Here is a 24,630-nt window from a genome sequence, read left to right as displayed (position 1 = left end):
CTCGCCTCAGACCTTCACATCCACCCAGAGCCCCTGACGGGGCAGATCCCGAAGTTCAGCCTGGTCCTCCTCATTCACCGACAAATCAGCCAGCTCCTGGGGCGTGTAGCCACGCCGCTGGCGGCGCCGCTGCTCCTCACGCAACATCTCTTCCGCCTCCTGGGGGTGCCGCCGGTCGAGGCCGACCTCGCTTTCCCTGGCACCTTCCTGCACCGGGGTGACCGGGGGAATGTCCAGGCGCGACTTGACCACATCCTGCTGGGCAGTGACCTGCACCAGGCCTTGGGGAATCGGTGGCAACATTCGGCGCCCTCCTTTGGTCAGTCTGTCGGCTGTTCCGGCAGCGACTTTAAAGTCGCTCGCTAAACTTTTGCGGACATACGGCCCGCAGGCTCGTCGCCCTGCGCTCGGCGTTCCGTTAACATAGTCGGCTTTTTTCACAGCAGGGGAGACACGCATGGCGCAGCAGTATCAACCGGGGCAACGCTGGATCAGTGACAGCGAAGCGGAGCTTGGGCTCGGAACCATCCTGGCAACGGATGGGCGCCTGCTCACTGTGCTCTACCCGGCCACTGGCGATACTCGCCAGTACGCGCTGCGCAATGCCCCGCTGACGCGGGTGCGCTTCGCCCCAGGGGACGAGATCACTCACTTCGACGGCTGGAAGCTGAGCGTGCAGGAAGTCGAGGATATCGACGGACTGCTGGTCTATCACGGCATCACCGCCCAGAACGAGCCGCGCACCGTCCCGGAAACCCAGCTGTCCAACTTCATCCAGTTCCGCCTGGCCAGTGATCGGCTGTTCGCCGGCCAGATCGACCCGCTGAACTGGTTCGCCCTGCGCTACCACAGCTTGGAGCATCGTTCGCGCCTGCTGCAAGCGCCGCTCTGGGGGCTGGGTGGCGCGCGTGCGCAACCGATCGCGCACCAGTTGCACATTGCCCGCGAAGTCGCCGACCGTGTTGCGCCACGCGTGTTGCTGGCCGACGAAGTGGGCCTGGGCAAAACCATCGAGGCGGGCCTGGTGATCCACCGCCAACTGCTGTCCGGCCGTGCCAGCCGCGTGCTCATCCTGGTTCCGGAGAACCTCCAGCATCAGTGGCTGGTAGAAATGCGCCGCCGCTTCAACCTGCAGGTGGCCCTGTTCGACGCCGAGCGCTTCCTCGAGAGCGATGCCGACAACCCCTTCGAGGATAGCCAGTTGGCGCTGGTGTCCCTGGAATGGCTGAAGAGCAGCGAACGTGCGCAGGACGCAGCCTTTGCCGCCGGCTGGGACTTGCTGGTGGTGGACGAAGCCCACCACCTGGTCTGGCACCCGGAACAGGCGAGCCCTGAATACCAACTCGTCGAGCAGCTGGCCGAGGTCATCCCCGGCGTGCTTCTGCTGACCGCGACCCCGGAGCAGTTGGGTCTGGAAAGCCACTTCGCCCGCCTGCGCCTACTCGACCCGAGCCGCTTCCATGACCTGGACGCCTTCCGTGCCGAAAGTGCCAACTACCGCCCTGTTGCCGAAGCGGTGCAGGAGCTGCTGGATCAGGGCCGTTTGAGCGCGACCGCGCAGAAAACCATCAAGGGCTTCCTGGGCGACGAAGGCGAAAGTCTGCTCGATGCCCTCGACGCCGGCGACGCCGAGGCGTCTCCGCGGCTGGTCCGTGAACTGCTGGACCGCCACGGTACCGGTCGCGTGCTGTTCCGCAATACCCGTGCAGCCGTTCAAGGCTTCCCAGAGCGCCAACTGCATCCGTACCCGCTGCCGAACCCTTCGGAGTACATGGAGCTGCCCATTGGCGATCATCCTGACCTGTACCCGGAAGTCAGCTTCCAGTCGCAACAGGAAGACGGCGACGAGGCCGAGCGCTGGTGGCGTTTCGACCCGCGCGTCGACTGGCTGATCGACACCCTGAAGATGCTCAAGAAGTTCAAGGTGCTGGTAATTTGCGCCCACGCGGAAACCGCACTGGACCTGGAAGACGCGCTGCGCGTGCGCTCTGGCATTCCGGCCACGGTGTTCCACGAAGGCATGAGCATTCTCGAGCGTGACCGCGCGGCCGCCTACTTCGCCGACGAAGAGTTCGGTGCCCAGGTGCTGATCTGCTCGGAAATCGGCAGTGAAGGCCGTAACTTCCAGTTTGCCCACCACCTGGTGCTGTTCGACCTGCCGGCCCACCCGGACCTGCTGGAACAGCGTATCGGACGTCTCGACCGGATCGGCCAGAAGCACACCATCCAGCTGCATGTGCCCTACCTGGAAGGCAGCCCACAGGAACGCCTGTTCCAGTGGTACCACCAAGCGCTCAATTCGTTCCTGGCCACCTGCCCCACCGGCAACGCCCTGCAGCATCAGTTTGGCCCGCGCCTGCTTCCGTTGCTGGAAGCCGGCAATGATGGTGCTTGGGAAACGCTGGTCGCCGAGGCCGAGAGCGAGCGCAAACGCCTGGAAGGTGAACTCCACAGCGGCCGCGACCGCTTGCTGGAGCTCAACTCCGGTGGCGCTGGCGAAGGTGAGCGCCTTGTCGAGGAAATCGTCGAGCAGGATGACCAGTTCGCCCTGCCGATCTACATGGAAGCCCTGTTCGAAGCGTTCGGCATCGACAGCGAGGACCACTCGGAAAATGCCCTGGTGCTCAAGCCTGGCGAGAAGATGCTGGATGCCGGCTTCCCACTGGGCGACGACGAAGGCGTGACCGTCACCTACGACCGCAACCAGGCACTGGCCCGCGAGGACATGCAATTCCTCACCTGGGAACACCCCATGGTGCAAGGCGGTATGGACCTGGTGCTGTCCGGTTCCATGGGCAACACTGCCGTGGCGCTGATCAAGAACAAGGCGCTCAAACCCGGTACGGTTCTGCTGGAATTGCTCTATGTGAGTGAGGTAGTGGCACCGCGTGCCCTGCAACTCGGCCGCTTCCTGCCGCCAAAGGCATTGCGTTGCCTGCTGGACGCCAATGGCAACGACCTGGCCTCGAAGGTCGGGTTCGACACCCTCAACGACCAGCTGGAAAGCGTCCCGCGTGGCAGCGCCAACAAGTTCGTGCAGGCCCAGCGCGATGTGCTCTCGGCCCAGATCAACGCCGCCGAGGCCAAGATCGCGCCGCGCCATGCCGAACGCGTAGCCGAAGCCCAGCGCCGCCTGGTTGCGGAACTGGATGAGGAACTGGCCCGCATGACCGCGTTGAAAGCCGTGAACCCAAGTGTGCGTGACAGCGAGTTGGAGGCTCTGCGCCATCAGCGCGAGGAAGGCCTGGCACTACTGGAGAAAGCGGCCCTGCGCCTGGAGTCGATCCGGGTGCTGGTAGCCGGCTGACGGGGCTCCCGGAAGGTTGGGCGGAGCAAAGCCCAAGCTACAGAAACAAGGCCCGCTAATGCGGGCCTTGTCGTATCCGGCGTTCGACTCAAACCGCCGCCGCCAACATCCCCTCGCGCATGGTCGTTGCATCACGAACGAAACAACGTGCGGCCTGGAACAGCGCCAGCATGGTCAGGGTCAGGGCCGCAGGAATCAGGTACATGGCGTTGTGCAAGCCTACTGCCTTGAACGCCTCGGTCATCTCACTCGCCCCTGCGGCCAGCATCGCCATCTGGGAATAATGGTCGGAAAGGATTCCCACCACTACCGGACCAAGGCCACCTCCCAGCAGGTAGAGGCCGGCGAAGAATAGTGCCATCGCCGTGGCGCGTAGACGTGGCTCCACCACATCCTGGATTGCGGTGTAGACGCAGGGGTAGAAGTTGTAGGCGAATAGCCAACCCACACTGAACACCGCTACGAAAACGCCGACCTCGAGCTTTCCAGAAAGCAATGCATAGCCCGTGCACAAGGCAGCCATCAGCATGCTGAAGGATGCCAGCAGCAAACGACCGCGTTCGGACTTCTGATGAGCACGGTCCGCCAGCCAACCTCCCAGGGTCAAACCAACCAAGCCGGTAAGGCCAGTGATGACCCCGGTGGCGATGGCGGCTTGCTCCAGCGGCAGCAGGAAATAACGCTGGAGCATAGGCACCATGAACGAGTTGCAGGCATAGGTAGCGAAGTTGTAGGTCAGCCCGGCCACGGTCAGCCACCAGAAGGTGCGAATCGACAGGACCCTACGCAACGGGCGGTCCAGCGGTGTGGTCTGGATCTTGACGCTCTCCGCCGCGCCCCGAGCCGGCTCCTTGATGAAGAACATGAACAGCGCCAGGATCAGGCCGGGAATCGCCGCGATGAAGAATGGCGCGCGCCAGCTGTCGAACGCCTTGACCATGGAGCCGATGGTGAAGAAGGCCAGCAACAGCCCGAGCGGCAGACCGAGCATGAAGATCCCCATGGCGCGGGCGCGCTTGTGGGCCGGAAACAGGTCACCGATCAGCGAGTTGGCTGCTGGTGCGTAACTGGCTTCGCCAATACCGACGCCCATGCGCACCAGCAGGAAGCTCCAGAAGTTCCAAGCCAGGCCATTGACCGCCGTCAGCCCGCTCCACACAGCCAGGCCCCAGCCCATGATCTTCCGCCGTGCGCCGGTATCCGCCATGCGCCCCAAGGGGACACCGGCAATCGCATAGACCAGGGTGAAGGCGGTCCCGATCAGTCCCAGCTGGAAGTCGCTGAGACTCCACTCATGGCGAACTGGCTCGATGATGATCGCCGGAATGGTCCGGTCGAAGAAGTTGAACAGGTTGGCCAGAAACAGCAGGAACAGGACTCGCCAGGCATTTGCGGCTTGAGGGGAATGTTGCATGGATCGGTCTCATTTTTGTTATGCGGCACCCGGCGGACCACGCGCCAGACTGATAGTGGCGCAATTTATGGCCAGCGGTATGTGACTGTCTGCGAAGATTCGCGGCGTTTATGTAACCCGATGCTGCAAAAGCGCCAGGGACCGTCCGACTATCCCTTCTGTATGGTCACCGGGATGCCAGGCACCATGGTGCCAATTATTGTGTGCGATCGACTGTACCGATCTCATAGTGCCATCCACCCTTCTGCGGAGTTGATCCGACTATCTGGGGATGTCGTATGGGCTGGCTGGGCTTGCGCTTTGCTGCCGAACCGCCTGCGGGCGACGGATTTCTCCTCCTGACATGCACGCACAACACCTGGCTGATCCTCGTGGCCTACCTGGTAGCTTCAGACGCCGGCTATTGCGCGTTCGACATGGCAGAGCGGATAGCGGGCTCACGCCGACGCGAGACTCGTTGGCGTTGGTGCTGGCTGAGCGCTTGTTGCCTGGGCGGTGGAGTCTGGGCGATGCACTTCATCGCCATGCTGGCTTTCGAGGCCCCCATTAAAATCAGGTTCTTCGCAGAGTCTGGGGGAAGAGCGAGTTGACAGTCGGGGAAGTGGGTAAATTGGCAATCGCCAAACATCCCAACCCCCACCCCCTGCTGTCGCCGTGCATCCTATTGATCTTGCCCCTTTCTGGCCAGGCTACGAGGTCGTCGCCTGTCGCCAATCCACTCACGACACCCTGCTGATCAGTCTTGAGCCCCAAGCCGAGCGCTTACCGATTTGCAGCCGCGTGCCAAACCCAACCTGTTGATCCACGAGCAGCAGCACATCCGCCAGGTGCGGGATCGTGACCTGCAGGATCAGCGCGTCCTGCTGCAACTGCCGGTGCGTCGCGTCGACTGCCTGTACTGCGGACGCGTATCCGAGCGGATCGACTGTCTGGCGCCGGCTTCCCGCCTTCCCCGGAAAGCAGCCTGCAACACCTCCTTGGCGGACTTGTCGGGCGGAGTGAATCGAAGGCGCGCGAAACCTTGTAGGAGCCAGCTTGCTGGCGAATGGCGCATGTTCGCCAGCAAGCTGGCTCCTACAGAGAGAGTACCGGCTATCCGGCTGTCAACTCGCATCTCCCCCAGATTCCGCGATGAACCAAAAATCAGCTATGAGGTCCCGACCACGGCGCTATCCCTGCTAGTGGTCCCGGCTACCTCCCTCCTGGGCATGCTGCCCCTCGCCACCCCACGCCTGCGGCTCAATCATTTCGTTTCGTCCACGCTGGCCATTGTCATTGGCCTCACGGCCATGCAGGACCTCGGCGTCGCCGCCATGAGAAGCGAGGCAACGATTTACTACGAGCCGGCTCACTTCCTCTTATCGGTAGCGATTGCACTCGGATCGAGCCTGGCAACGGTGCCGCTGTTTACCTTCTTCCGTCGACATGACGCGGCTAGCACCTTGCTCAAACTTCCTGCCGGCTCGGCCTAGCGCTGCGCCGACCGACGTTCGTGCAGGTACTGCAGCACGGCCGCCTGGTCGCCAGCGAACTCCACACGCTCCGCCTTGCTGTCGCGCTGGAAGGCGTACATCGGGTCGTAGTACTCGCTGAGCAGGCCGCTGATCCACTCCCGATGAAGGTCCACGGCGCCGCTGCGGGCCTGTTCATCGAGCGCCTGGTCCAGCAAGGCGGCCATGCGCTGATAGCGCTCCCCGCCCAGGCGCTTGACGATGTTCGACAAACTCTGGCGCAGGCGCTCGGCAAACAGCGGGAAGCCCTGCTCCTCGCCGTGGGTGACGATGAACTCGGCACACAGGTCGACCACGTAATCGCGCCGGATGCGCTCGACGCGACTCTCGAAGCTGTCTTCCAGCCACACCAGCGGGTACTGCTGCATCCCCTGGTAAAGCTCCAGCGGTACCGAGCAGCTTCCGACGATGCGCCCCTCGTCCTCGAGCACGAACTGATCGAAACCAGCAGCGCGCTTCTTCAGGATGTCGATGGCCAGACGATTCTCGAACTCGATCTGTGGTGGTTGCGGCGTGGCCCGTTTGCCGAAGCTTGAGCCACGGTGATTGGCATGCCCCTCAAGGTCGAGGCTGTTGGCCAGCGCAGCGATCACCTCGGTCTTACCGGTACCGGTCAGGCCACCGACCAGGACGAAGTCGCACTGAGCCACCGCGTCCTGGGTCGTTTCCATGAGAAATGTCCGCATCGCCTTGTAACCACCCTTGACCCGCGGGTAGTCGATGCCGGCTTCCTTCAACCATTGCTGGACGATCTGCGAACGCAGGCCACCACGAAAACAGTAGAGGTATCCCTGCGGATTGGCCTGGGCGAATGCGACCCAAGCCTCGACCCGCGCGGCCTTGACGTCACCACTGACCAGCTGGTGGCCGAGTGCAATGGCAGCTTCCTGGCCATGCTGTTTGTAGCAAGTGCCGACTTTCTGCCGCTCGATGTCAGTCATCAGCGGAAGGTTTACCGTGTACGGGAATGCGCCCTTGGCGAACTCGACGGGCGCGCGTGCGTCCATCATCGGCAGGTCGTTGAGGAAGATTTCGCGGTAGTTCGCGGTGTCACTGCGCATCAGGCCACCTCGACCGCGTGGCTCTGTCGCTCGAACAGCTGACCAATGGGAGCCAGCTGCAGCTTCAGTTCGTCGGCCACTGCAAGGAACTCCGCCTCGCCTTCCGGGGTGACCGCAACCAGCAGCCCGCCGCTGGTCTGAGGATCGCAAAGCAATAGCTTCTGCACTTCCGGCAACGGAGCGATGCGCTCACCGTAGCTCTCGAAATTGCGCTGCGTGCCACCTGGCACGCAGCCCTGCTCCAGGTAATACTCGACGCCGGGCAGGCTGGGCACTTTGGCGTAGTCGATGCGCGCCGTCAGGCCGCTACCGTCGGCCATTTCCACCAGGTGGCCAAGCAAGCCGAAGCCGGTGACGTCCGTCATGGCCTTTACGCCTTCCAGCTTGCCGAATCGGCTGCCGGGCTTGTTCAGTGTGCACATCCAGTCGCGGGCCAGGCCCACGTCGCCGGCGCGCAGCTTGCTCTTCTTCTCTGCGGTGGTGAGGATGCCGATGCCTAGCGGCTTGGTCAGATAGAGCTTGCAGCCGACCGTGGCGGTGTCATTGCGCTTCATGTGGCGCTTCTGCACGACACCGGTAACGGCCAGACCGAAGATGGGTTCCGGGGCATCGATCGAGTGCCCGCCAGCCAAAGGAATGCCCGCCTCGTCGCAGATAGAGCGACCACCCCGCACCACTTCGCGCGCCACCTCCGGCGGCAGCACATTGACCGGCCAGCCAAGGATGGCGATGGCCATCAGCGGGTCGCCGCCCATGGCGTAGATATCGCTGATGGCGTTGGTCGCGGCGATCCGGCCGAAGTCGAAGGGGTCGTCGACGATCGGCATGAAGAAATCGGTGGTCGATACCACGCCCCACTCGTTGTCCAGGGCATAGACGGCTGCATCGTCACGCGACGCATTGCCTACCCACAGTCGCGGGTCGAGGTTCTGCGCGCCACTCCCAGCGAGGATCACGTCCAGCACCTTGGGGGAAATCTTGCAGCCGCAGCCAGCGCCGTGGCTGTACTGGGTCAGGCGGATGGGTTCGCTCATGGCTCACTCACTAGGAATTTCGACAGGTCGCGGATTCTATCAAAGGTGGCGGCGCCTGCAGGAATGCCCCGTCGGTTCCTCCGTCGAGACCTCACCCACGAATTGCTGTGGGGGCGAATCCTCTACCAACCAGGCCCAAACACTGGCTCCGGGGCGCTGCGTCCCTTATCGAATGATTTCGCTCCTACATACTGCGCCACTGGGCGAGCCATCCCAGGGTTTCCGCGGTCGGTGCCGTGGGCTTGTACTCGGCACCTAGCCAACCTTCGTAACCATTGTCCCGCAGGGCGCGGATCGCCGAGGCAAAATCCAGGGTCCCAGTGCCCGGCTCACCGCGGCCCGGGCAATCGGCAAACTGAACATGGCCAATACGGCCAGCCAACAGCCGTGCCCCCGCCGCCAGATCAACGCCCTGACGAGCCATGTGGTAGAGGTCGTACTGCGCCTGCAGGTTGGGGTGATCGACTCGGTGCAGCAGGTCGCTCAATTGCTCGGGGGTGCTGATCAGGAAGCCTGGCATATCCAGGGGATTGATCGCTTCGCAGAGGACACCGATCCGCAGCACGGCGAACGCCTCCGCGACCTTGCGCAGATTATTCACCAGACACGCCATCGCCCGATCGCGCGGGACGCCATCCGCCAGTCGGCCCGCCAACACATTGACGAAGCGCGGCCGGGTCATTGCGGCATAACTGAGGGCTTGCTCCAGGCCGACATCGAACTCTTCCTGTCGCTCCGGCACGGCAGCAAGACCTGGCCCGCCGCTCATCAAGTCGCCTGCAGGCAGGTTGATCAGCAACAACGGCAACCCGGCAGCCTCCAGTACTTCCTTCAGGCGAATCGCTGGCAGTTCATAGGGAAACTGAATCTCGACCCCATCGAAACCTGCAACGCGGGCGGCGATCACCCGCTCTATCAATGGGCGATCGGTGAACAACATGGACAGGTTGGCGGCAATCTTCATCGTGAATTCTCCCGGAACATCTCCACCAGCGTAGCCGGATCGCGCTCCAGGTTGCCCTGGCTGCCGTGCAAACGCATCAACTGGGCGGCAAGGCCGCTAAGGGGGGTGGCTGAATCATGTTCGCGGGAGAGGCGCACTGCGGTATCCAGGTCCTTGAGCAAGGTACGCACATGCCACTTGATGGGTTCGAAGTGGCTGTCGGCCATTTGCGGCCCCAGGATCTGCAAGGGCTTGGAGTCGGCGAACCCGCCCGCCAGGGCCGGTGCGATCAGACGGGCATCAACCCCGGCTTTCTCCGCCAGGGCCACGACCTCGGCAATCACCAGGGCATTGCAGGCCACGATCATCTGGTTGCACACCTTGGTCACCTGCCCAGCCCCCACGCCACCCATGCGCGTGAGGCGTTGGCCCAGGTTCATGAGGATGGGGCGTACATGCTCGACATCGGACTCATGCCCGCCAGCCATGATTGTCAAGATGCCGGACTCGGCGCCAAGCGTGCCACCGGAAACCGGTGCATCGACCCAGCGCATGCCGCTGCGCGCTTCCAGGTCGGCCGCCATCTCGCGGGTGGCGTCCGGTTCCAGGCTGGAAAAATCAACCAGCAACTGGCCCGGCTTGGCGCCCTCCATTACACCTCCCTCACCGAATACGACCTTGCGCACCACCCGGGTATCGGCCAGGCAAAGCATGACAATGTCTGCCTCGGCGCACAGCTCAGCCGGGGTGTTCACGCGGCGTGCCCCCAGTGCTACCAGCGGGGCGCATTTCTCGGGGGAACGGTTCCACACCGTGAGCGGGTAGCCGGCGGCCAGCAGGCGACGGGTCATGGGCAGGCCCATCAGGCCGATGCCGGCAAATGCAATGGAAGGCAGCGTAGCGGTCATCCCGGGACTCCTGGGCAGTTGGTCGAAGCCGCATATTAACCTCAGGTCATGCATATAGCGCTTCCATGCAATCGCGCGGCCACTATAATCCGCGTGCCTTTTCCGCTATTGAACCGGAGAATCCCATGTTCAAACGCTCCCTGGCCTTCGCGGCCGGCATTGCCCTGTCGCTGTCCGCCGTTATTTCCCAAGCTGCCGAAACCCTGAAAGTATCGGCCATTCCCGATGAAGCCCCCACCGAACTGCTGCGCAAGTTCAAGCCACTCGGCGCTTACCTGGAGAAAGAACTGGGTATGAAGGTGGAGTTCGTGCCCGTGGCCGACTACGCGGCCGTTGTCGAATCGCTGGCCGCCGACCGTCTGGACATGGCCTGGCTGGGTGGTTTCACCTTCGTGCAGACGCGCCTGAAGACCGGCAATGCAATTCCTCTGGTGCAGCGCGAGCAGGACGAGAAGTTCACCAGCAAGTTCATCAGTGCCGACCCGGCGGTGAAGTCGCTGCAAGACCTGAAGGGCAAGACCTTCGCCTTCGGCTCGGTGTCGTCGACGTCCGGCAGCCTGATGCCGCGTTACTTCATGCAGAAGGACGGCATCGTGCCTGAGCAGTTCTTCTCCCGCGTTGCCTACTCCGGTGCCCACGATGCAACGGTGGCGTGGGTGCAGGCCGGCAAGGTCGACGGAGGCGTGCTCAATGCCAGCGTCTGGCAGAAGCTGGTGGATGCAGGCAAGGTTGACACTGCCAAGGTCAAGGTTTTCGCCACAACCCCGACCTATTACGACTACAACTGGACTGTGCGCGGAACCCTGGACCCGGCCCTGGCCGAGAAGATCAAGAAGGCCTTCCTCGCCCTTGATCCAGCCAATCCCGAGCACAAGGCGATTCTCGACCTCCAGGCAGCCAGTCGTTTCATCGAGACCAAGCCGGAAAACTACAAGGGCATCGAGGAAGCCGCTCGCTCCGCTGGCCTGTTGAAGTGACCGTAAGCCTACAAGGCGTGGACCTGGTCCACGCCAATGGCTTGGTCGCGCTCCGCTCGATCGATCTGCACGTTGTGCGCGGCGAGCGGGTCGCCATCATCGGCCCGTCCGGCGCGGGCAAGACCAGCCTGCTACGGCTGCTGGCCACCAGCCTGAAGCCCACCAAGGGGAGCCTTGAACTGCTCGGCGAATCGCCCTGGTCGCTGCCCGGCAGCGCCCGACAGCGTCTACGTGCGCGCATTGGCCTGGTCCACCAGGCACCGCCCTTACCGCCCCGCCAGCGCGTGGTCACCGCCGTGCTGGCCGGCCGACTGGGCCAGTGGTCTCTGCTGAAAAGTCTGGCGAGCCTGCTGCACCCGACGGACCTGGACGGGGCGACCGAGGCTCTGGCGCGGCTCGACCTCACCGACAAGCTGTTCCAACGCTGTGACGAGCTCTCCGGTGGGCAACTGCAGCGGGTCGGTATTGCACGGGTACTGTACCAGGCCCCGGAACTGGTCCTTGCCGATGAGCCGGTTTCAGCCATGGACCCGGTGCTCGCCGACCACACACTGAACGTGCTCTGTGCCGATGCCAGTGCCCGTGGCGTCACGCTGCTGGCGAGCCTCCACGCGGTGGAACTGGCCTTGGCGCATTTTTCCCGCATAGTCGGCGTGCGCGATGGCCAGATCGCATTCGACCGGCAAACGACCGACGTCAGCCAGGCGGACCTGGACGCGCTATACGCCAACGAACAACTGAACGCCAGCGCGCCTCTCTCCCCGCCTGTGCCCGCTCATATCCTGCACATCCCGCGATGCTGAAAGCCTCTGCGCGCGACCCCGCCGCGCTGCCGCGCTTGCTGTTGACCCTGTTGGCGCTGGCGTTGCTTTGGCCTGGGCTCAAACTCAGCGAGTTGAATCCCGGCGTGCTGTTGCACAGCGACAACGCACGTACCATGGGCCAGTTCCTCGATGCCTTCTGGCCGCCCGAGCACAGCGAGGAGTTTCTCCTGCTGCTGGGGCACGCCACTCTGGAAACGCTGGCTATCGCCACCGCCGGCATGAGCCTGGCGCTGCTGATCGCCATGCCTGCGGCACTCTGGGCCAGTCGAGCACTGTCGATCTCCGCCCTGCCCCGTGGCGGCCGTCCAGCCTGGTGGGCACAAGCTCTACGCTGGCCAGTGCGTGGCCTGCTGATTTTCTTGCGCAGCGTTCCGGAGATTGTCTGGGCACTGCTGTTCGTCCGTGCCGTCGGGCTTGGCCCTACCGCCGGTGTGCTGGCTATTGCCATCACCTACAGTGGCATGCTCGGAAAGGTCTATGCGGAAATTTTCGAGTCGGTGGATGCGCGGCCAGCAAGAGCCCTGATCGCCGGCGGCAGCCCGAGGCTGGCGGCCTTCGCCTACGGCGTATTGCCTAATGCGGCAGCGGAGATGCTCTCCTACACCGTCTATCGCTGGGAGTGCGCAATACGCGCTTCAGTGGTGATGGGCTTTGTCGGCGCGGGAGGCCTTGGCCAGCAGATCGACCTGTCGATGCGCATGTTCGCCGGGGGCGAGGTCGCCAGCATGCTGCTGACGTTCCTGATTCTCGTGCTGTTCGCGGACCAGATCAGCCGCCTGCTGCGGGGGAGGTTTGCGTGAGACGGCTGGGTAATCTGGCGTTGCTGCTCGGTCTCCTGGCAGCAGTCGCGACTTCTTTCCTCTGGCTCGGTATCGATCTGGGAGCGCTGCTCGCCGGAGATAGCCTGGAACAGATGGCGAGGTACGCCACGCGCTTCCTCAAGCCGGACCTTTCCTTCCAGCATTTGCAGGCCATCGGCCAAGGCACCCTGGAGACGCTGGCCATGTCAGCGCTCGGGACACTGTTGGCAGCCCTGCTCGGGATGCTCTTCGCACTTCCTGCTGCCGGTCGTTTCGGGGTTGTGGCACAAGGCGCAGCACGCCTGTTGCTCAACACCCTGCGTGCCGTGCCGGAACTGGTCTGGGCGGCCCTGATGGTGCTGGCTGCGGGCCTTGGACCGAATGCCGGCACCTTGGCCCTCGCGCTACACACCGCCGGCGTGCTGGGCCGGCTGTTCGCCGAGGCCCTGGAAAATACGCCGGCCGAACCTGCCGACGCGATCCGCCTGAGCGGCGGAGGACGGGTCACCGCCTTCTGCTACGGCACCTTGCCGGGCGTCTGGCCGCAACTGGTGGCCTATTCTCTGTATCGTTGGGAAAACAACATCCGCATGGCCAGCGTACTGGGCTTCGTCGGCGCCGGCGGTTTGGGGCAGATGCTCTACGTCAGCCTCAGCCTGTTCCAGGAAGCACAAGCGGCCAGCGTGATCCTGGCCATGCTGATCCTGGTGCTGGGCGTGGATGCATTGAGCGGTTGGATGCGACAACGCTGGGTCAGCGCATGAGACAGTGCAGGTAATCCACGTTGGTGCGGAACGTAGCCCAACGACCGGGCTAACGAACCCGCACCTCTCGGAGAAACCGGCATTGTTGGGCCTCGCCTGCGGCTCATCCCAACCTGTGCTGCAAGAAACTAGAAGCCGTCCTTGTCCAGGTGATCGAAGTTGACTTGCTCGCCCGGCTTGGCCCCCAGGATTCGACGGATATCCTCGAACATCAGGTCGTATTCCTTGTGGTTGCGCATGATCAGCGTGCTGTTGGCGCTCAAGCCATTCTTGACCGCAACCTTGGATATCACGCTGGCAAAGTTGAAGGCAGTATCTCGATGCATTTCGAACTCCTCTTCGAAATGCCTACCCTCGATCTCGCCAACCATGCGGACGTGCAGCATGGTCCCTTCCGTGGCATTGGGCCGCGCTTCGTAGTAGACATCAATGGAGAACTCCTGCATTCCCGGAATACCGGGCACATTGGCGCGATGGACGTGACCTGGCTCGAACATGGTGACCCTCCAAATGATCGCTGGGAACCAAATAGGCTGAGTCTAGTTCGCCTTTTCGCGTTTGCCGTTGCGCTCTGTCAGTGCAATGCGGGGGCCTGAGCTCGCTCCTGGATCAGCACCCAAGGCGCCACCACCACGGCCCAAAGTTGCGGGTCGCGTGCCAGCAGGTCTTCGGCGCGCTCCGACTCCACTTTGCTCAGTTTGCCGGCAGCGAGCAATTCGGCCACCTTGGCCTTGTCGTCCTCGGCAACGGCCAATGCAATCGCCACGAGGTCCTCGTCACCTTCGACCCAAAGCAATGCCCCCCTGGCGAAGAAGGGCTGCAATTCCTGCCAGGTGATTTCCGCGGTTTCACCAAGCAGCTTGGCATAGAGGGTGCTAACGTCTTCGTTCATGGCTTGTTTTGTGTTGGTTGGTAACGAATGGATTGGGGGCGCAATGATAGCGTCGGTCAACATTCATACAAGCCCGGCCTGACGTTTATAACCGCACGCAAGGCACGCCGTTTTTCTATACGTTTGTTTCAGATAAGCGACACAAGATCATTCCGCTATCACTAGCCGACTTTTCAAGCCGTAAACCAGCAATCTACACTGTTCCGGTACAGTTGCCGGCGGGTCTTGACGGGATGCAATTTCCTGCCCTGCCGCTTCGGCAACCCAGGACAAAAACAACGAAAAACATAAGAGTGGAGCACTATGAATAAGGCTACCAAGCAGATTTCCAAACTGTTCGCCGCCATGGCTCTCGCCGGTGTTGCCAGCTACTCCGTAGCTGCCGACACCATCAAGATCGCCTTGGCTGGCCCGGTGACCGGTGCGGTTGCCCAGTACGGTGAGATGCAGTTCATTGGCGCCAAGATGGCGATCGAGCAGATCAACAAGGCGGGTGGCGTCAACGGCGCCCAGCTCGAAGGCGTGGTTTACGACGACGCTTGCGATCCGAAACAGGCCGTTGCCGTAGCCAACAAGATCGTCAACGACGGCGTCCATTACGTCGTTGGTCACCTCTGCTCCAGCTCCACCCAGCCCGCGTCCGACATCTACGAAGACGAAGGCATCCTGATGATCACCGCGGCCTCCACCAGCCCGGACATCACCTCCCGTGGCTACCAGCTGGTATTCCGCACCATCGGTCTGGACAGCCTGCAAGGCCCGACCGCCGGCAACTTCATCGCAGACAAGATCAAGCCGAAGACCGTTGCTGTCATCCACGACAAGCAGCAGTACGGCGAAGGTATCGCAACTGCAGTGAAGCAGACCCTGGAAAGCAAAGGCGTGAAAGTGGCCCTGTTCGAAGGCATCAACGCCGGCGACAAGGACTTCTCCACCATCGTTTCCAAGTTGAAGCAAGCTGGCGTGGACTTCGTCTACTACGGCGGCTACCACCCGGAACTTGGCCTGCTGCTGCGCCAATCTGCTGAGAAAGGTCTGAAAGTTCGCTTCATGGGGCCGGAAGGCGTAGGCAACAAAGAGCTGTCCGCCATCGCTGGCCCGGCTTCCGAAGGCCTGCTGGTTACCCTGCCGAAGTCGTTCGACCAGGATCCGAAGAACCAGGCCCTGGTAGCGGCCTTCAAGGCCAAGAACGAAGACCCGACTGGTCCGTTCGTGTTCCCGGCCTACGCCGCAGTACAAGTCATCGCCGAAGGCATCAAGAAAGCCGGCGAAGACGACACCAGCAAGGTTGCTGCCGCACTGCGCGCCAACAGCTTCGAAACTCCGACCGGCACCCTGGCCTTCGACGACAAGGGCGACCTGAAGGACTTCAGCTTCGTGGTGTACGAGTGGCACAAAGACGGCACCAAGACCGAAGCTAAATAAGCTTCCCGCCTGAACGCAAAGCCCACTGCACAAGCAGTGGGCTTTGTTTATCCGTGTTTTACGGGCTCCGCTGCGCCACAAGCGCCGCTTTTCGTGATGCCCGAGGAGTTAGGGAATGCCTGATCTCTATCACTACCTGCAACAGCTGGTTAACGGGCTTACCGTTGGCAGCACCTATGCCCTGATCGCCATCGGCTACACCATGGTCTACGGCATCATCGGCATGATCAACTTCGCCCATGGCGAGGTTTACATGATTGGCTCGTACGTAGCCTTCATCGTAATCGCCGGGCTCACCATGCTCGGCCTGGAAAGCCTGCCGATCGTTATCGTCGCGGCATTCGCCGCCAGCATCATCGTCGCCAGTGCCTACGGTTACAGCATCGAACGGGTCGCCTACCGCCCCCTTCGCGGCAGCAACCGGCTCATCCCGCTGATCTCCGCGATCGGCATGTCGATCTTCCTGCAGAACGAAGTACTGCTGACTCAGGACTCCAAGGACAAGGCGATCCCCAACCTGATTCCGGGCAACCTCGTGTTCGGCGAGAGCACCATGAACGGCGTGGTGATCTCCTACATGCAGATCCTGATCTTCGTGGTCACGTTCCTGGTCATGTACGGCCTCACGCTGTTCATCTCCCGCTCGCGCCTGGGCCGTGCCTGCCGCGCTTGTGCTGAAGATATCCGCATGGCCAACCTGCTGGGTATCAACACCAACAACATCATCGCCCTGACCTTCGTCATCGGCGCCACACTTGCCGCAGTGGCCGCGGTGTTGCTGGGTATGCAATACGGCGTGATAAACCCGCATATCGGTTTCCTTGCCGGCATCAAGGCGTTCACTGCCGCGGTGCTGGGCGGCATCGGCAGCATTCCGGGCGCCATGCTCGGCGGCCTGGTGCTGGGCGTCGCCGAAGCCTTCGGTGCCGACATCTTCGGTGACCAGTACAAGGACGTCGTGGCTTTCAGCCTGCTGGTCCTGGTCCTGCTGTTCCGCCCGACCGGCATCCTTGGCCGTCCGGAGGTGGAGAAGGTATGAATACTCGACTCAAAACGGCGTTTTTCAGCGCCCTCCTGGTACTGGCCGTCGCCTACCCCATCCTCGGCCTCAAACTCAGCGTCGTCGGCGTGGGCCTGGTAGTCACCGGTGCCGATACCCCCACCCTGCTGGCCATCATGGCCTGCGCCGTGGCCATGTTCTTCTGGCAACTGATGCGTGAAAAAGTCCAGGGCGCCTGGGCTGCCGCGCCCAAGCTGCCGGGCATGTCGAAGAAGACCAGCAACTTCCTCACCCTGCCGTCCACCCAGCGCTGGGCCATCCTCGGCCTGATCATGGTCGCTCTGGTCTGGCCATTCTTCGGCTCCCGCGGCGCCGTGGACATCGCCACCCTGATCCTGATCTACGTGCTGCTCGGCCTCGGCCTGAACATCGTGGTCGGCCTGGCGGGCCTGCTGGACCTGGGTTACGTCGGCTTCTATGCCGTCGGCGCCTACAGCTATGCCCTGCTCTCGCACTACTACGGCCTGGGTTTCTGGGTGTGCTTGCCGATCGCTGGCCTGATGGCGGCATTCTTCGGCTTCATCCTCGGTTTCCCGGTGCTGCGCCTGCGCGGTGACTATCTGGCTATCGTGACCCTGGGCTTCGGCGAGATCATCCGCATCCTGCTGCGTAACCTCACCTGGCTCACCGGCGGCCCTAATGGCATCAGCAACATAGACAAGCCGACCCTGTTCGGCCTGTCCTTCGAGCGCCGCGCCGAAGAGGGCCTGCAGACCTTCCACGAGTACTTCGGCTTTGCCTACAACTCGGTGAACAAGGTGATCTTCCTCTACCTGGTCGCCCTGCTCCTGGCCCTTCTCGCCCTCTTCGTGATCAACCGACTGCTGCGCATGCCCCTGGGTCGCGCCTGGGAAGCCCTGCGCGAGGACGAGATCGCCTGCCGCGCGCTGGGTCTCAACCCGACCATCATCAAGCTCTCCGCCTTCACCCTGGGCGCCTGCTTCGCGGGCTTCGCCGGCAGCTTCTTCGCCGCGCGCCAGGGCCTGGTAACGCCCGAGTCCTTCACCTTCATCGAATCGGCGACCATCCTCGCCATCGTCGTGCTGGGTGGCCTGGGTTCCCAGTTGGGCGTGATCCTCGCTGCAGTGGTGATGATCCTGCTGCCGGAACTCATGCGTGAGTTCAGCGAGTACCGCATGCTGATGTTCGGCGCCCTGATGGTGCTGATGATGATCTGGCGCCCGCAAGGCCTGCTGCCGATGCAACGTCCCCACCTGGAGCTGAAACGATGAGCCGCGCGATTCTTGAAGTAAGCGGTCTCACCATGCGCTTCGGCGGCCTGCTGGCCGTCAACGGTGTGAGTCTGACCGTGCAAGAAAAACAAGTGGTCTCCATGATCGGCCCGAATGGCGCCGGCAAGACCACCGTCTTCAACTGCCTGACCGGCTTCTACCAGCCGACCTCCGGCAGCATCCGCCTGGATGGCGAGCAGATTGAGGCCCTGCCGGGCCACAAGATCGCTCACAAGGGTGTGGTGAGGACCTTCCAGAACGTCCGCCTGTTCAAGGAAATGACCGCGGTGGAAAACCTGCTGGTCGCCCAGCACCGCCACCTCAACACCAACTTCCTCGCCGGCCTGCTGAAGACTCCGGGCTTCCGCAAGAGTGAGCGCGAGGCCATGGACTATGCCGCCCACTGGCTGGAGAAGGTCAACCTCACCGAGGTCGCCAATCGTCCCGCCGGCACCCTGGCCTATGGTCAGCAACGTCGCCTGGAGATCGCCCGCTGCATGATGACGCGCCCGCGCATCCTCATGCTCGACGAGCCGGCCGCCGGCCTCAACCCGCGTGAGACCGACGACCTCAAGGCGCTGATCGCCATGCTGCGCAATGAGCACAACGTGACCGTGCTGCTGATCGAGCACGACATGAAGCTGGTGATGAGCATTTCCGACCACATCTATGTGATCAACCAGGGCACCCCCCTGGCCGACGGCACGCCGGAGCAAATCCGCAGCAACCCCGACGTGATCAAAGCCTATCTGGGGGAGGCCTGAGCCATGCTTAGTTTCGACAAGGTTTCCACTTTCTACGGCAAGATCCAGGCGCTGCACGGCGTCAGCATGGAAGTGAAGAAAGGCGAGATCGTCACCCTTATCGGTGCCAACGGCGCCGGCAAGTCGACCCTGCTGATGACCCTCTGCGGCTCGCCGCGGGCGGCCAGCGGCAGCATTCGCTATGAGGGCGAGGAGCTGGTGGGGCAGGAATCCTGCGACATCATGCGCAAGAGCATCGCCGTCGTGCCGGAAGGTCGTCGCGTGTTCGCGCGCCTGACTGTCGAAGAGAACCTGGCCATGGGCGGCTTCTTCACCGCCAAGGGCGACTATCAGGAACAGATGGACAAGGTCCTGCACTTGTTCCCGCGCCTGAAGGAGCGTTTCGAGCAACGCGCAGGCACCATGTCCGGCGGCGAGCAGCAGATGCTCGCCATCGGCCGTGCGCTGATGAGCAAGCCCAAGTTGCTGCTGCTAGACGAGCCTTCGCTTGGCCTGGCGCCCATCATCATCCAGCAGATCTTCGATATCATCGAACAGCTGCGTCGTGATGGTGTGACCGTTTTTCTGGTCGAGCAGAACGCCAACCAGGCGCTCAAGCTGGCCGACCGCGGCTACGTGCTGGAAAACGGGCGGATCGTCATGCAAGGCAGCGGTGATGCCCTGCTCAACGACCCGAAGGTGCGCGACGCCTACCTCGGCGGCTGACGCTACTCCTAATGAAAACGGCCCCTCATGGGGCCGTTTTCTTGTGGGTGCGAGTTCATTGGCAGTACAGACCAGCGGTTTGCCCTCGGAGCCCTGCCTCCTCCACCCGACCAGAGCCGGGTTAGAAACGCTCGTCGTCATCACGCCCCATCGCAATCTCGTCCAACATCCGCCGGCTACGCTCGAACCAGTCCAGCAGGTAATCCGCCAGGACCTGGGTGCGCTTGGGCAATCCGCCCTGCCAGGGGTGGATCAGGAATACCGGCACCTGGCGTGTCTGGTAGTCACGGAGCAACCAGATCAGCCGCCCATCGGCCAGTTCGTCATACACCATGTAGGACGGCAGTCGAGCGATTCCGGCCCCAGCCAATGCAGCCTTCTTCAGTAGGCTGTAGTGATTGCTTGCCAGCGCCCCTGCGACCTTGACCCGCTCCAATTGGTGCTGGCGGTGGTAGAGCCACTCCTCAAATCCGCTGTAATGAGTATTCAGCAGGCATTGGTGCACCGCGAGGTCGGCGGGATGCAGGGGCTCGCCGTGGGCCTGGAGATACGCAGGAGTGGCACAGGTTATCTCCTGCAAGGAGAACAGCGGCTTGGCGACCAGTCGCTCGTCCAGATCGATGCCCGAGCGGATACCCAAGTCGAAGCCATCCGCTACCAGGTCGCGATAGCCATTATGTAGATCCAGTTCGACACGTAATTGTGGGTAGCGGCGAGTGAAGTCCAGCAACAGCGCATCGAAGAAGGTCTCGCCAAGGGACACCGGCACGGTAAGCCGCACGCAGCCCGCCAGCTCCTCCTGCAGCCGCTGTACCGCTTGGCGCGCACGTTCACCCTGAGCCACCAACGCCTGCGCCTCAGGCAGCAGGGCCGCCCCCGCTGCCGTCAGGTTGAGCCGGCGCGTGGTGCGGTGCAGTAAGGCGGCACCGAGATCCTGCTCCAACGCGCGAATCCGCTTGGAAAGCTGCCCCTTGCTACAACCCAGGCGCTCCGCCGCACGGGTGAAGCTACCCGCCTCCAGCAATGCTGCAAAGGCTGCCAGATCCGCCATCTCGCTCATGCTTTGATTGTTTCCATTTGAAAACCAACGTTTTCCAATTGCCTGGATTATCGACCACAAAGGTCACTCTACACTGACCGGGTATCTCCCCATAACCCAGGAGTCAGGCCATGAAAATCCTTCTTATCGGTGCCAGCGGCACCATCGGCAGAGCGATCGACAACGAGCTGAAAGCACGCCACGAAATAATCCGCGTTGGCCACAAGAGCGGTGAGTTGCGCGTGAACATCACCGACTCGGTGTCCATACGCAGCATGTTCGAGCAAGCTGGCCCTTTCGACGCCCTGATCAGCGCCGTCGGCAAGGTCCATTTCGGTGCGCTGGCCGAGATGAGCGAGGCGGAGTTCGCAGTGGGACTGAAGGACAAGCTGATGGGACAGGTGAACCTGGTGCTGATTGGCCGTGAGTTCGCCAACGACGGCGCATCATTCACCCTGACCTCCGGCGTGCTCAGCGACGACCCAATCCGCTACGGCGCCTCAGCCAGCATGGTCAATGGCGCGATCGATGCGTTCGTGCGCAGTGCGGCCCTCGAGCTGCCCCGCGCAATGCGCATCAACAGCGTAAGTCCGACGGTAATCGAAGAAGCCCTGCCCGCCTACGCCCCCTACTTCCGTGGCTACAAGGCAGTACCGGCGGCCCTGGCGGCGCTGGCCTACGCCAAGAGCACAGAAGGCGCGCAGACCGGTCAGGTCTATCGCGTCTGGTAACAGCCCCTCGGCTACAGCTCGTCGGCATAACACACTGGCGAGCTGGACGGGCCCTGGCGATCCAGCTCCTCCTCAAGGAACTCCGCCAACACCCGCGCATTGTTGTAGTGCTCCTGACGGGCGGCGTAAAGCAGGGTTAGTGTGCCTCGGCGAGCAATGTCCAGCAGCCCTTGCCAATGCTCCGGGTGGGCGGCCAACTCGGTCCGATAGAGCAAGCGGAACTCGTCGAACAGGGCCGGATCGTGGCAGAAATCCTTGCGTAACCTGTCCGAAGGCGCCAAGTCGCGCAACCAATCAGCCAGTTGCAGCGATTCCCTGCGGCATCCGCGCGGCCATAGCCGGTCGACAAGGACGCGCTGGCCATCCCCCTCCTCCACCGCGTCATAGACACGTTTGCATTGGATCATGTCCCCAACCTCCACTTGAGCTGGGCGCCACGCCCCGGTAACGTTGCCGCTCCCACCAGGAGACGTTTGATGCGCCTTGCCCGCCCACTGCTGTTCAGTTTGTTGCCGTTGTTTGGCGCCTGCCAGATGTTGGCCGGCCCTTCGAAGGAGGCACCCGTCACCCATCTGGTGCGCCTGCAGGGTGAACTCAGCGTAGACGCTGGCCAGATCATGTTCCGCCCCTGTGGCGAGCAACGTCGTTTTACCGTTGTCGACCACGGCGGTACGGGGCTGGCGCCCGAGTCGGCCAATCTCTCGGCCGACGGCCCCGGCAACCTGTTCGCCGACCTCGCCGGTAACCTCGGCGCTCATCAGGCCAATGGCAGCGATGGCCAGCTGGATGTCCAGAAACTCTATCGACTGCAGCGCGAAGGCCATGGTTGCCAGGACGTGAACTTCAAGCAACTGCTGCTGCACGCCAGCGGCCACGAGCCGGACTGGAGCTTGAATGTCAGCGACAAGGGCCTGGTGCTCGACCGACCGGGCCAACCGCCCCTACCCCTGCCTTACATGGAAGAGCAGCTGCCGGAAGGCCGTTTCAATCTCACCAGCGAGGCCAATGGCCAGCGCTTGGAACTCTGGATTGCACCACAGCGCTGCATCGACAGCATGAGTGGAGCCGTTCAGCATCTCAGCGCCGAACTTCGCCTGAATGGCCAACTGCAACGCGGCTGTGCCTATTTCGGCGGTGCACGCGCGGACTGATCCGGCCGCCCCGCCGCCTTGGATCCTCTCCTTCCGTCCGTACCTCGCTAAGCTGAAGACAGGACAACAGGAAGGAGACCGCCATGCTGCGAATCGCCCTCAATGGATACGGGCGTATCGGACGCGCCCTGGTCCGAGCACTGTTCGAGCGAGGCCTGGATCAGCGCCTGCGCATAGAAGCCATCAACGATCTGGATGATTTCGACTCGCGGGCCCACCTGACCCGCTTCGATTCCACCTTCGGCCGTTTTCCGGGCCACGTCGCCCTGCACGACGACCACCTGCAGATCAACGGCCAGACCATTCGCCTGCTACGCGAGCGTGATCCGGTCAACCTGCCCTGGGACCAGCTCGGCGTGGATCTCGTTCTGGAGTGTTCTGGCAAGATGAAAGAGCGCGGCCAGGTGGAGCAGCACCTCACCGCTGGGGCTCCGCGGGTGTTGCTCTCGCACCCGCTGGACAGCGCCGACCTGACCGTGGTCTACGGGGTGAATCATGAACTGCTCGGCAACCAACAGATCGTCTCCAATGCCTCCTGCACCACCAACTGCCTGGCCCCGCTGGCCATGGTGCTGCACCGGGCCGTGGGCATCCGCAGCGGCCTGGTGACCACCGTGCACGCCTACACCAATGACCAGAGCCTGCTGGACAGGAGCCACAACGACCTCTACCGCGCCCGCGCCGCCACGCTGTCGATGATTCCCACCAGTACCGGCGCGGCCAAGACCATCGGATTGGTCCTGCCGGACCTGGCCGGCCGTCTGGACGGCTTGGCCATTCGGGTTCCGACGCCCAACGTGTCGCTACTCGACCTGACCGTCGTCGCCGGGCTCCCCGTCAGCCGGGACGCCCTCAACGCCCTGATCGAAACCGGTGCCCGCGAGCTTCCGACTGGGGTGATGGAGTGCAGTGCGCTCCCCTTGGTATCCCGGGACTTCAATGGCTACCCGGTATCCTGCGTAGTTGATCTCAACCACACCCGCGTACAGGGCGAGCTGGTCAAGGTGCTGGCCTGGTATGACAACGAATGGGCCTTTGCCAACCGCATGCTGGACGTAGTGCTGGCCTGGCTGACCCCGTAGATACAAGGTTGGCGCTGAGCCTGCGAAGCCCAACAGGGCATGCGCAGCGTGCCCGAGAGCATTGGGCAGGCTCAGCTCATTGAGCGGCTAATCCAGCACACCGGCCGGAGCGGGCGCGGTGCTACCCCATTGGCTGAGTGCAACGCCGGTGAATACCAGCGCCGCGGCCAGCAACTGCATGGGGGCCAGGCGTTCACCCAGGAAGATCATCGCGAACACCAAGGTGAAGACCGGAATCAGGTTGATGAACCCGGTCGCCTGGCTGGCCGGCAAGCGCGAAACGCCAAAGTTGTAGAGCCCATAAGCCCCCACCGTGACCGCGATGCCCAGATAAACCATGGCGCCCAAGCCCTGAGGGCTGACAGCCGGAGGCAACGGCGAAGCCAGCCACGCCAGGGGCAGGAAGAACAAGCTGCCGACGAAGGCCTGCAAAGCGGTCAGGAAGAATACCGAGTAACGGGCCGACAGGTGCTTGAGCAACAGCGTGTAGCCAGTAGCACAGAGCATCGCCAACAACTCGTAGAAGTTGCCCAGCAGCGGCTCCGGCGCATGGCGGTCGGATTCGCTGGCCAGGCTGAGCCATATGGCACCGACAAAGGCCAGCAGGAACCCGGCCAGCGTGCTGCGGCTGATGCGTTCCTTGAGAAAGGCAAAGGCGCCGACTGCCACCAGCATCGGCAGCAAGGCCGTGATCATCCCAGCCTGGGAAGCGCTGGTGTGCTGCAACGCAAGCGCCTCGAATATGAAGTAGAGACAAGGTTCGCAAGCCGCGAGGCCAAGCAGGTATTTCCAATCGCCGGGGCGGGCATCGATACGGCCACGCCAGCGCCAGGCCAGGAGGAAGACCACACTACCCAGCGCCATCCGAGCGAAGATCACCCAATGCGGAGCCACTTCGAGAAAAGCCAGTTTCAAGGCGATAAAGGAGCTGCCCCAGATCGCCATGGCTAGCACCAGGCAGAATACCGCCACCAGGCGTCCATGCTGTGCCATCGCTCATCTCCGA

General features: G+C 62.7%; 26 protein-coding genes and 1 pseudogene. 16 read left to right on the top strand and 11 right to left on the bottom strand.

The window, feature by feature from the left end:
• Positions 1-6: 6 nt before the first annotated feature.
• A complete protein-coding gene (locus tag J7302_RS00645) occupies positions 7-303 on the bottom strand; it encodes an aspartate-semialdehyde dehydrogenase (RefSeq protein ID WP_215368683.1) in 297 nt (98 codons plus the stop codon).
• 154 nt (positions 304-457) lie between these two features.
• Between J7302_RS00645 and rapA the strand changes: the two genes are divergently transcribed.
• Complete coding sequence (rapA, locus tag J7302_RS00640; RefSeq protein WP_215368680.1) at positions 458-3,307, top strand: RNA polymerase-associated protein RapA; 2,850 nt, start codon at positions 458-460, stop codon at positions 3,305-3,307.
• A gap of 88 nt (positions 3,308-3,395) precedes the next feature.
• Here the strand turns inward: rapA and J7302_RS00635 are convergent, their stop codons facing one another.
• A complete protein-coding gene (locus J7302_RS00635) occupies positions 3,396-4,721 on the bottom strand; it encodes a spinster family MFS transporter (protein ID WP_215368677.1) in 1,326 nt (441 codons plus the stop codon).
• Between the two features lie 278 nt (positions 4,722-4,999).
• Between J7302_RS00635 and J7302_RS26910 the strand changes: the two genes are divergently transcribed.
• The 3 genes and pseudogenes from J7302_RS26910 (at position 5,000) to J7302_RS27065 (ending at position 6,193) form a co-directional block, all read left to right on the top strand.
• Positions 5,000-5,311, top strand: coding sequence for an MHYT domain-containing protein (locus J7302_RS26910; RefSeq protein ID WP_215368674.1), 312 nt, complete (start codon positions 5,000-5,002; stop codon positions 5,309-5,311).
• 64 nt (positions 5,312-5,375) lie between these two features.
• A pseudogene (locus tag J7302_RS27070) lies at positions 5,376-5,680 on the top strand (ISL3 family transposase); the annotation flags it as partial.
• 93 nt (positions 5,681-5,773) lie between these two features.
• Positions 5,774-6,193: an MHYT domain-containing protein gene (locus J7302_RS27065; RefSeq protein ID WP_215370691.1), complete on the top strand. Its 420-nt coding sequence runs from the start codon at positions 5,774-5,776 to the stop codon at positions 6,191-6,193.
• Here the strand turns inward: J7302_RS27065 and mnmH are convergent.
• From mnmH to J7302_RS00600, 4 genes are all read right to left on the bottom strand, one after another.
• On the bottom strand, positions 6,190-7,293 hold the full coding sequence (gene mnmH / locus J7302_RS00615; protein WP_215368671.1) for a tRNA 2-selenouridine(34) synthase MnmH: 1,104 nt from the start codon (positions 7,291-7,293) through the stop codon (positions 6,190-6,192). The two genes, J7302_RS27065 and mnmH, sit on opposite strands and share 4 nt — an antisense overlap.
• On the bottom strand, positions 7,293-8,327 hold the full coding sequence (selD, locus tag J7302_RS00610) for a selenide, water dikinase SelD (protein WP_215368668.1): 1,035 nt from the start codon (positions 8,325-8,327) through the stop codon (positions 7,293-7,295). Before selD ends, mnmH begins: the two co-directional genes overlap by 1 nt.
• Positions 8,328-8,511: 184 nt before the next feature.
• On the bottom strand, positions 8,512-9,291 hold the full coding sequence (locus tag J7302_RS00605; protein ID WP_215368665.1) for a hydroxypyruvate isomerase family protein: 780 nt from the start codon (positions 9,289-9,291) through the stop codon (positions 8,512-8,514).
• Positions 9,288-10,178 (bottom strand): NAD(P)-dependent oxidoreductase, encoded by an 891-nt coding sequence (locus J7302_RS00600; protein WP_215368662.1) that lies wholly within the window; start codon positions 10,176-10,178, stop codon positions 9,288-9,290. Before J7302_RS00600 ends, J7302_RS00605 begins: the two co-directional genes overlap by 4 nt.
• Positions 10,179-10,303: 125 nt before the next feature.
• On the opposite strand from J7302_RS00600, the gene J7302_RS00595 reads away from it, so the two are divergent.
• Genes J7302_RS00595 through phnE form a run of 4 tightly spaced genes read left to right on the top strand, consistent with a single transcriptional unit; the run spans position 10,304 to position 13,543 of the window.
• Positions 10,304-11,155: a putative selenate ABC transporter substrate-binding protein gene (locus tag J7302_RS00595; RefSeq protein WP_215368660.1), complete on the top strand. Its 852-nt coding sequence runs from the start codon at positions 10,304-10,306 to the stop codon at positions 11,153-11,155.
• Positions 11,152-11,958, top strand: a complete 807-nt coding sequence (locus J7302_RS00590; protein WP_215368659.1) for a phosphonate ABC transporter ATP-binding protein — start codon at positions 11,152-11,154, stop codon at positions 11,956-11,958. The genes J7302_RS00595 and J7302_RS00590 overlap by 4 nt, the downstream gene beginning before the upstream one ends.
• The gene (locus tag J7302_RS00585) at positions 11,952-12,779 is read left to right on the top strand and encodes a PhnE/PtxC family ABC transporter permease (protein WP_215368658.1); all 828 of its coding nucleotides are present in this window, start codon (positions 11,952-11,954) and stop codon (positions 12,777-12,779) included. The genes J7302_RS00590 and J7302_RS00585 overlap by 7 nt, the downstream gene beginning before the upstream one ends.
• Positions 12,776-13,543: a phosphonate ABC transporter, permease protein PhnE gene (phnE, locus tag J7302_RS00580; protein ID WP_215368656.1), complete on the top strand. Its 768-nt coding sequence runs from the start codon at positions 12,776-12,778 to the stop codon at positions 13,541-13,543. Before J7302_RS00585 ends, phnE begins: the two co-directional genes overlap by 4 nt.
• A 128-nt stretch (positions 13,544-13,671) precedes the next feature.
• Here phnE and J7302_RS00575 read toward each other — a convergent pair whose 3' ends face one another.
• Together J7302_RS00575 and J7302_RS00570 are read right to left on the bottom strand one after the other, a co-directional pair.
• Positions 13,672-14,040 (bottom strand): DUF5064 family protein, encoded by a 369-nt coding sequence (locus J7302_RS00575; RefSeq protein WP_215368654.1) that lies wholly within the window; start codon positions 14,038-14,040, stop codon positions 13,672-13,674.
• Positions 14,041-14,117: 77 nt separating this feature from the next.
• Positions 14,118-14,435: a DUF2288 domain-containing protein gene (locus J7302_RS00570; protein ID WP_215368653.1), complete on the bottom strand. Its 318-nt coding sequence runs from the start codon at positions 14,433-14,435 to the stop codon at positions 14,118-14,120.
• Between the two features lie 303 nt (positions 14,436-14,738).
• On the opposite strand from J7302_RS00570, the gene J7302_RS00565 reads away from it, so the two are divergent.
• The 5 genes from J7302_RS00565 (at position 14,739) to J7302_RS00545 (ending at position 19,621) form a co-directional block, all read left to right on the top strand.
• On the top strand, positions 14,739-15,860 hold the full coding sequence (locus J7302_RS00565) for a branched-chain amino acid ABC transporter substrate-binding protein (protein ID WP_215368651.1): 1,122 nt from the start codon (positions 14,739-14,741) through the stop codon (positions 15,858-15,860).
• Positions 15,861-15,975: 115 nt separating this feature from the next.
• Complete coding sequence (livH, locus tag J7302_RS00560) at positions 15,976-16,899, top strand: high-affinity branched-chain amino acid ABC transporter permease LivH (RefSeq protein ID WP_215368650.1); 924 nt, start codon at positions 15,976-15,978, stop codon at positions 16,897-16,899.
• On the top strand, positions 16,896-18,152 hold the full coding sequence (locus tag J7302_RS00555; protein WP_215368648.1) for a high-affinity branched-chain amino acid ABC transporter permease LivM: 1,257 nt from the start codon (positions 16,896-16,898) through the stop codon (positions 18,150-18,152). The genes livH and J7302_RS00555 overlap by 4 nt, the downstream gene beginning before the upstream one ends.
• The gene (livG, locus tag J7302_RS00550; protein WP_215368646.1) at positions 18,149-18,916 is read left to right on the top strand and encodes a high-affinity branched-chain amino acid ABC transporter ATP-binding protein LivG; all 768 of its coding nucleotides are present in this window, start codon (positions 18,149-18,151) and stop codon (positions 18,914-18,916) included. Before J7302_RS00555 ends, livG begins: the two co-directional genes overlap by 4 nt.
• A gap of 3 nt (positions 18,917-18,919) precedes the next feature.
• Entirely contained in the window at positions 18,920-19,621 is a 702-nt protein-coding gene (locus tag J7302_RS00545; protein ID WP_215368641.1) for an ABC transporter ATP-binding protein, read from the top strand.
• Positions 19,622-19,742: 121 nt separating this feature from the next.
• On the opposite strand, the gene J7302_RS00540 is transcribed toward J7302_RS00545, so the two are convergent.
• Complete coding sequence (locus J7302_RS00540; RefSeq protein WP_215368640.1) at positions 19,743-20,681, bottom strand: LysR family transcriptional regulator; 939 nt, start codon at positions 20,679-20,681, stop codon at positions 19,743-19,745.
• A gap of 110 nt (positions 20,682-20,791) precedes the next feature.
• Here J7302_RS00540 and J7302_RS00535 point away from each other — a divergent pair, with 110 nt between their 5' ends.
• The gene (locus J7302_RS00535) at positions 20,792-21,391 is read left to right on the top strand and encodes a short chain dehydrogenase (RefSeq protein WP_215368639.1); all 600 of its coding nucleotides are present in this window, start codon (positions 20,792-20,794) and stop codon (positions 21,389-21,391) included.
• A gap of 11 nt (positions 21,392-21,402) precedes the next feature.
• Here J7302_RS00535 and J7302_RS00530 read toward each other — a convergent pair whose 3' ends face one another.
• Positions 21,403-21,798 (bottom strand): DUF488 domain-containing protein, encoded by a 396-nt coding sequence (locus J7302_RS00530; RefSeq protein WP_215368637.1) that lies wholly within the window; start codon positions 21,796-21,798, stop codon positions 21,403-21,405.
• Positions 21,799-21,867: 69 nt separating this feature from the next.
• Between J7302_RS00530 and J7302_RS00525 the strand changes: the two genes are divergently transcribed.
• Together J7302_RS00525 and J7302_RS00520 are read left to right on the top strand one after the other, a co-directional pair.
• Positions 21,868-22,542, top strand: a complete 675-nt coding sequence (locus tag J7302_RS00525; protein ID WP_215368636.1) for a COG3650 family protein — start codon at positions 21,868-21,870, stop codon at positions 22,540-22,542.
• An 83-nt stretch (positions 22,543-22,625) separates the two neighbouring features.
• Entirely contained in the window at positions 22,626-23,624 is a 999-nt protein-coding gene (locus J7302_RS00520) for a type I glyceraldehyde-3-phosphate dehydrogenase (protein ID WP_215368635.1), read from the top strand.
• 87 nt (positions 23,625-23,711) lie between these two features.
• Here the strand turns inward: J7302_RS00520 and J7302_RS00515 are convergent, their stop codons facing one another.
• Positions 23,712-24,617 (bottom strand): DMT family transporter, encoded by a 906-nt coding sequence (locus tag J7302_RS00515; RefSeq protein WP_215368631.1) that lies wholly within the window; start codon positions 24,615-24,617, stop codon positions 23,712-23,714.
• Between the last annotated feature and the right edge of the window lie 13 nt (positions 24,618-24,630).

It is taken from the genome of Metapseudomonas boanensis, from assembly GCF_018704125.1.
Classification (GTDB): Bacteria; Pseudomonadota; Gammaproteobacteria; order Pseudomonadales; family Pseudomonadaceae; genus Metapseudomonas; species Metapseudomonas boanensis.
The sequence above is the reverse complement of the archived record's forward strand: the minus strand, read 5'-3'. Positions and strand labels throughout refer to the sequence as shown.

Bases quoted from the DNA above. Each gene is read 5' to 3' on its own strand.
- J7302_RS00645 (WP_215368683.1), bottom strand. From the start codon at position 303: ATGTTGCCACCGATTCCCCAAGGCCTGGTGCAGGTCACTGCCCAGCAG.
- rapA (WP_215368680.1), top strand. From the start codon at position 458: ATGGCGCAGCAGTATCAACCGGGGCAACGCTGGATCAGTGACAGCGAA.
- J7302_RS00635 (WP_215368677.1), bottom strand. From the start codon at position 4,721: ATGCAACATTCCCCTCAAGCCGCAAATGCCTGGCGAGTCCTGTTCCTG.
- J7302_RS26910 (WP_215368674.1), top strand. From the start codon at position 5,000: ATGGGCTGGCTGGGCTTGCGCTTTGCTGCCGAACCGCCTGCGGGCGAC.
- J7302_RS27065 (WP_215370691.1), top strand. From the start codon at position 5,774: ATGTTCGCCAGCAAGCTGGCTCCTACAGAGAGAGTACCGGCTATCCGG.
- mnmH (WP_215368671.1), bottom strand. From the start codon at position 7,293: ATGCGCAGTGACACCGCGAACTACCGCGAAATCTTCCTCAACGACCTG.
- selD (WP_215368668.1), bottom strand. From the start codon at position 8,327: ATGAGCGAACCCATCCGCCTGACCCAGTACAGCCACGGCGCTGGCTGC.
- J7302_RS00605 (WP_215368665.1), bottom strand. From the start codon at position 9,291: ATGAAGATTGCCGCCAACCTGTCCATGTTGTTCACCGATCGCCCATTG.
- J7302_RS00600 (WP_215368662.1), bottom strand. From the start codon at position 10,178: ATGACCGCTACGCTGCCTTCCATTGCATTTGCCGGCATCGGCCTGATG.
- J7302_RS00595 (WP_215368660.1), top strand. From the start codon at position 10,304: ATGTTCAAACGCTCCCTGGCCTTCGCGGCCGGCATTGCCCTGTCGCTG.
- J7302_RS00585 (WP_215368658.1), top strand. From the start codon at position 11,952: ATGCTGAAAGCCTCTGCGCGCGACCCCGCCGCGCTGCCGCGCTTGCTG.
- J7302_RS00575 (WP_215368654.1), bottom strand. From the start codon at position 14,040: ATGTTCGAGCCAGGTCACGTCCATCGCGCCAATGTGCCCGGTATTCCG.
- J7302_RS00570 (WP_215368653.1), bottom strand. From the start codon at position 14,435: ATGAACGAAGACGTTAGCACCCTCTATGCCAAGCTGCTTGGTGAAACC.
- J7302_RS00565 (WP_215368651.1), top strand. From the start codon at position 14,739: ATGAATAAGGCTACCAAGCAGATTTCCAAACTGTTCGCCGCCATGGCT.
- livH (WP_215368650.1), top strand. From the start codon at position 15,976: ATGCCTGATCTCTATCACTACCTGCAACAGCTGGTTAACGGGCTTACC.
- J7302_RS00555 (WP_215368648.1), top strand. From the start codon at position 16,896: ATGAATACTCGACTCAAAACGGCGTTTTTCAGCGCCCTCCTGGTACTG.
- livG (WP_215368646.1), top strand. From the start codon at position 18,149: ATGAGCCGCGCGATTCTTGAAGTAAGCGGTCTCACCATGCGCTTCGGC.
- J7302_RS00545 (WP_215368641.1), top strand. From the start codon at position 18,920: ATGCTTAGTTTCGACAAGGTTTCCACTTTCTACGGCAAGATCCAGGCG.
- J7302_RS00540 (WP_215368640.1), bottom strand. From the start codon at position 20,681: ATGAGCGAGATGGCGGATCTGGCAGCCTTTGCAGCATTGCTGGAGGCG.
- J7302_RS00535 (WP_215368639.1), top strand. From the start codon at position 20,792: ATGAAAATCCTTCTTATCGGTGCCAGCGGCACCATCGGCAGAGCGATC.
- J7302_RS00530 (WP_215368637.1), bottom strand. From the start codon at position 21,798: ATGATCCAATGCAAACGTGTCTATGACGCGGTGGAGGAGGGGGATGGC.
- J7302_RS00525 (WP_215368636.1), top strand. From the start codon at position 21,868: ATGCGCCTTGCCCGCCCACTGCTGTTCAGTTTGTTGCCGTTGTTTGGC.
- J7302_RS00520 (WP_215368635.1), top strand. From the start codon at position 22,626: ATGCTGCGAATCGCCCTCAATGGATACGGGCGTATCGGACGCGCCCTG.
- J7302_RS00515 (WP_215368631.1), bottom strand. From the start codon at position 24,617: ATGGCACAGCATGGACGCCTGGTGGCGGTATTCTGCCTGGTGCTAGCC.